This is a genomic window from Brevibacterium sp. SIMBA_078 (assembly GCF_046534565.1).
Classification (GTDB): Bacteria; Actinomycetota; Actinomycetes; order Actinomycetales; family Brevibacteriaceae; genus Brevibacterium.
This window is the reverse complement of record NZ_JAWRYQ010000314.1, coordinates 1-262: the sequence shown is the minus strand read 5'-3', so window position 1 is coordinate 262 and position 262 is coordinate 1. Positions and strand designations below refer to the sequence as shown.

Annotated in this window: 1 pseudogene; it reads left to right on the top strand. The window is 38.9% G+C overall.

Annotated features, from left to right (window positions below):
- A pseudogene (locus tag SB749_RS19850) lies at window positions 1-262 on the top strand (hypothetical protein); the annotation flags it as partial.

Sequence of the window (262 nt, the reverse complement as noted above, 5' to 3'; positions counted from 1 at the left end):
ACCCTAATTCATTACTGACACACATTCATGAACGTGCAGACTTTAAGAGTAAAATCTACTCAGCTATAACTTCCTATCCTGAGAGGGCAGACTTGTGGGAACAGTTTGAGAATATCTATCGGAATCAGGAAAATCCCAACCGTATGGAAGATGCTATAGCTTTCTATGAATCAAATAAAACTGAAATGGATAAAGGTGCTAGTACTCTTTGGGAATCACGCTTCCCTTACTATAAGCTGATGATGGAAAAGGTGAATATCGG